Annotated in this window: 3 protein-coding genes and 1 pseudogene; all 4 read left to right on the top strand. The window is 62.4% G+C overall.

Annotated elements, in window-relative coordinates; all coding sequences use genetic code 11:
• The first annotated feature begins 161 nt into the window (after window positions 1-161).
• Window positions 162-1,070 carry a DUF1932 domain-containing protein gene (locus AC1DY5_RS44855; RefSeq protein ID WP_478120858.1) on the top strand — a complete coding sequence of 303 codons (909 nt, stop codon included), beginning with the start codon at window positions 162-164 and terminating at the stop codon, window positions 1,068-1,070.
• Entirely contained in the window at window positions 1,067-2,482 is a 1,416-nt protein-coding gene (locus AC1DY5_RS44850; protein WP_478120857.1) for an FAD-binding oxidoreductase, read from the top strand. The genes AC1DY5_RS44855 and AC1DY5_RS44850 overlap by 4 nt, the downstream gene beginning before the upstream one ends.
• Window positions 2,483-2,774: 292 nt before the next feature.
• A complete protein-coding gene (locus AC1DY5_RS44845; RefSeq protein WP_478120856.1) occupies window positions 2,775-3,752 on the top strand; it encodes a Bug family tripartite tricarboxylate transporter substrate binding protein in 978 nt (325 codons plus the stop codon).
• A gap of 201 nt (window positions 3,753-3,953) precedes the next feature.
• Window positions 3,954-4,122, top strand: a pseudogene (locus AC1DY5_RS44840) (LysR family transcriptional regulator); the annotation flags it as partial.

Here is a 4,122-nt window from a genome sequence, read left to right as displayed (position 1 = left end):
CACCCCAATGTGCGCGAGATGCCGGACGACGGGGACCTGGTCGATCTTCTGGCGCACTTCGGCGATGCCGCCGCCTTGCAGCGGTTGCTGGTGGCCAATCCATCCCTCCTGTACGCATTCGACTGACCCGACTTCATTTTCACTTTACAAGGACAAGCATCATGGGCACGACACTGGGCATCATCGGTTACGGCGAGGTGGGCGGGATCTTCGGGCGAGACTTGCTGCCCAAGGAAGGCATCGACGCCATCTGGGTCTGGGATCTGAAATTCGACGGGTCGCCTGCAGGAGTGGCAGCCCGGGCCGCTGCAGAAGCTGACGGCATGCGCGTAGCGGACGGGATGGCCGATCTTTGCGCGCAGGCCGATCTTCTGATCTCGGCCGTCACCGCCTCCAATACGCTGGCAGTCGCTGAGGCGGCTGCGCCCCATGCGAAGGCCGGTGCACAATTCCTTGATCTCAACTCCGCCTCACCTGGCACAAAGGAGCGCGCGGCGAAGGCCATGGAAGCGGTCGGCGTCGGCTATGTCGAAGCTGGCGTCATGACTTCGGTTCCGCCCTATGGCATTGCGGTTCCCATTGTCCTGGGCGGTGCTGGGGCAGAGGCACTTGCCTTCAAGTTGGTGGCATGGGGAATGGACGCCCGGGCCGTGAGTGAAAAGCTCGGCGTGGCATCGGCCATCAAGATGAGCCGCAGCATCATGATCAAGGGCCTTGAGGCCCTGGTCATCGAGAGCTACACCACGGCGCGCCGGTATGGCGTCGAGGCGCATGTGCTGCCCACCTTGAAGGAGACTTTCCCCCAGATCGACTGGGAGCAGCAGGGCGCCTACTTCTTCAGCCGCGTCGTGCAGCATGGGAAACGCCGCGCCGAGGAAATGCGTGAGGCCGCGCGTACCGTTCAAGAGGCCGGCTTCGAGCCGCTCATGACTGCTGCCATTGCCAGCAAGCAGGATTGGGTGGCCCAACAGGCGCGAGACGGTGTATTCAAGGGCTTAAGTGCCAACAGTTCCTGGGAAGCGTACGCAGACCGCTTGATCGAGCAAGCCGCGCGCAGCGCCGAGCGATGATCGCCGACAAGCCTGTTTTCGAGGGCAGATGGCTCACGGAGCCAGACGATATGGCGCCGTTCCTGACCGACTGGCGTGGACGCTGGACGGGCCGTGCCCTCGCTGTGGCCCAGCCGTCGAACACCGCGGCCGTCGCAGCCGTGATGCAATGGTGTCACGCACGGCGGCTGCCGCTTGTACCGCAGGGCGGGAACACCGGACTGTCTGGCGGTGCAACGCCCRACGACAGCGGCCGTGCCGTCGTGTTGTCCACGGCGCGCTTGACGCGAATTCGAGCCGTCGACACGATCGGAGACACGATGACGGTGGAGGCCGGCTGCACCTTGCACCAGGTGCAGGAGGCCGCTCGCGCAGTCGGGAGGCTATTTCCACTCAGTCTGGCGGCTGAGGGTAGTTGCACCATCGGTGGAAACCTCGCCACCAATGCTGGAGGAGTGCAGGTCCTGCGCTATGGCAACGCGCGCGAGCTGTGTCTGGGCCTGGAGGTGGTCACGGCAGAGGGCGAGTGCTGGGATGGATTAAGGGCTCTGCGCAAGGACAACACCGGCTACGACTTGCGCGATCTTTTCATCGGAAGTGAAGGTACGCTGGGCATCATCACTGCGGCGGTACTTAAGCTGCATCCGTTGCCCACGCACCAGAGTTGCGCCCTTGCAGCCGTGGCGTCGCCCAAGGCGGCGCTCAAGCTGATGACGATCGCGCGGGAGCGCTTGGCTACGTCGCTCACCGCCTGTGAATTGATCTYGAATGTCGCTTTGGGGATGGTGCTGCGGCACGTTCCGTCTGCCCGCCCCCCTTTTGCCGAGCATGCGCCGTGGTACGTACTGATCGAAGTCAGTGAGACGGGCGCGATGCAGCAGACCTCGGTATCTCTGCAGTCGCTTCTCGAAGAGGCGCTGGAGCAAGACCTGTTGCTAGACGCTGCCGTGTCCGCGACAGTGGCGCAGTTCGAGGCCCTCTGGATGCTGCGTGAGGGGATTTCTGAATCGCAGGGGGCCGAGGGACCGACGATCAAGCACGACATCGCGTTGCCCATCGCTGCCATAGACGCTTTCCTGTCGGAGGCGGAGGAGGCTTCGCGTCGTCAAGCGCCGGAATTGCGGCTGGTCGCCTTCGGGCACCTCGGGGACGGCAATCTCCACTACAACTTCTCGCCACCGGCAGGCGGCATGCCGGCCGCCGATTTCGCGGCACGCGAGGCTCCACTCAATCGCATCGTCCATGACCTCGTTTCGAAGTTTGGCGGCTCCATATCCGCCGAGCATGGATTGGGGGTGCTTCGGCGCGATGAGGCCATTCGCTACAAGCCGCCGATTGAATTGCGTCTGCAACGCAGCATCAAGCAGGCACTGGATCCGCTGGGTTTGCTCAACCCGGGAAAAGTGTTGCGAGCGACCGAAGACGCCGGCTGAGCGGACTCCGCGAAATCAGAAGCCACCTTGCGGCAAAACTGCTTCGCTTTAGGTCGGTCGCGTCATGGTTGGCCCCCGCCTCCGCACGAAGCAGGACAGGCAGATTGCGGGGGCTTGATCTGGCCAAACCAGCGGCGGCTACGACAAATGTCCTTCAGACCGCGTGCGAATCTCCAGGGCGACTAGTTCTCGGACAGGTAGAAGGATTCGAGGGGCGAGGGAACCTGGCGCTCGGCGTGCGCCATCGCTTCCAGGACACATCCAACACGTCGCTAACCATCGAGGAAATATCATGAACTTCTCTTCAAGGCATCTCATCCGCACCGGCCTTGTGGTCGCAGCGCTCTCCTTGTGCGTCAGCGTCATTGCGCAGCCATCGTTAGCAAAGCCGATCCGCCTCGTCGTGCCTTTCGGGCCGGGCGGCGTCGCCGACCTCACGGCGAGAACTGTGGCGCAGAAAATGACGGAATCCATGGGCCAGAGCATCATCGTGGACAACAAGCCCGGCGCTGGCGGAGTCGTTGCGGCTACTACCGTGGCGAAGGCGTCGCCGGACGGACTCACCATCTTGCTCATGTCGAACGGGAATGCCGTCAGCGAGGGACTTTTTAAGAGCCTGCCCTTCGATACGGTCAAGGATTTTGCGCCGGTATCGACTCTTGGCTACTTTGATATGGCCATCGTTACTGCTGCGAATTCCAAGTTCAAGACTCTGCAAGAGTTACTGGCATATGCCAAGGCGAATCCCGGCACTGTCAACATCGGGACCATCAACGTCGGCAGTACGCAACATCTGGCGGCCGAGCTCTTCAAACGCAGCACCGGCATCGATGTCCAGGTGGTTCCGTTCAACGGATCGCCGGCATTGATCACGGCGTTGCGGGGTGGCCAGGTCGACGCGGGCGTCGAGATCCTGGCGCCCATCCTGGGTCAAATCACCGGCAAGTCGATTCGGCCGATTGCAGTCATGGGGGCGAAACGGTCGTTTGCGCTTCCCGATACACCTACCGTGGCGGAAAGCGGGACGCCCGGCTTCAAGGTCGCATCCTGGAACGCCTTCGCAGTGCCAGCCAAGACGCCGCCCGCCGTCATCGCAAGGCTCAACAAGGAGGCCAACACTGCGCTTGCCAATCCGGAGGTCAAGGAGCGGCTGCGTCAGCTTGGCGTGGAGGCGCAAGGAAGCACGCCCGAGCAGCAGGCGGAACTCCTTCGAGACGAGATCAGGCGCTGGTCAGAGGTGATTCGCCAAGCTGGCATCCCGAGGCAATAGGAACGATCGATCAGGGCGTTGAGTCTGGGGCTGAGGGCCTGAGGAGCGGTAGAGCCAGAATTCCGACGAGGCCCCTTCAGGAGGCGTCGGGGTATGCACCGCTGTCGCAAACAGAAGATGCGCAGTAGCGGTGCTCCCGCACGAGGGTGCATTCAGCAGACAACAAAAATGAGACGCTAGATCCCCTCGACCACGGCCTTGTTGGTGCTTGATGCGGCCGCCCGACACGGTAGTTTTTCGCTGCCGCCGACGAGCTTCATATGACCGAAGAAGCCGTCAGTCGACAGATCGGTCGCCTGGAGGACTTTCCAGGGGTACGGCTCTTCGCACGCGTGAAGAATCGAGTGCACCTGGTTGATGATGCCAAGGC

Source organism: Variovorax sp. P4_D9 (assembly GCF_056401695.1).
This window is presented reverse-complemented; position numbering and strand designations above follow the sequence as displayed.

What these genes read in the sequence shown, in the direction of transcription:
- AC1DY5_RS44845 (WP_478120856.1), top strand. Translation starts at nt 2,775, where the DNA reads ATGAACTTCTCTTCAAGGCATCTCATCCGCACCGGCCTTGTGGTCGCA.
- AC1DY5_RS44855 (WP_478120858.1), top strand. Translation starts at nt 162, where the DNA reads ATGGGCACGACACTGGGCATCATCGGTTACGGCGAGGTGGGCGGGATC.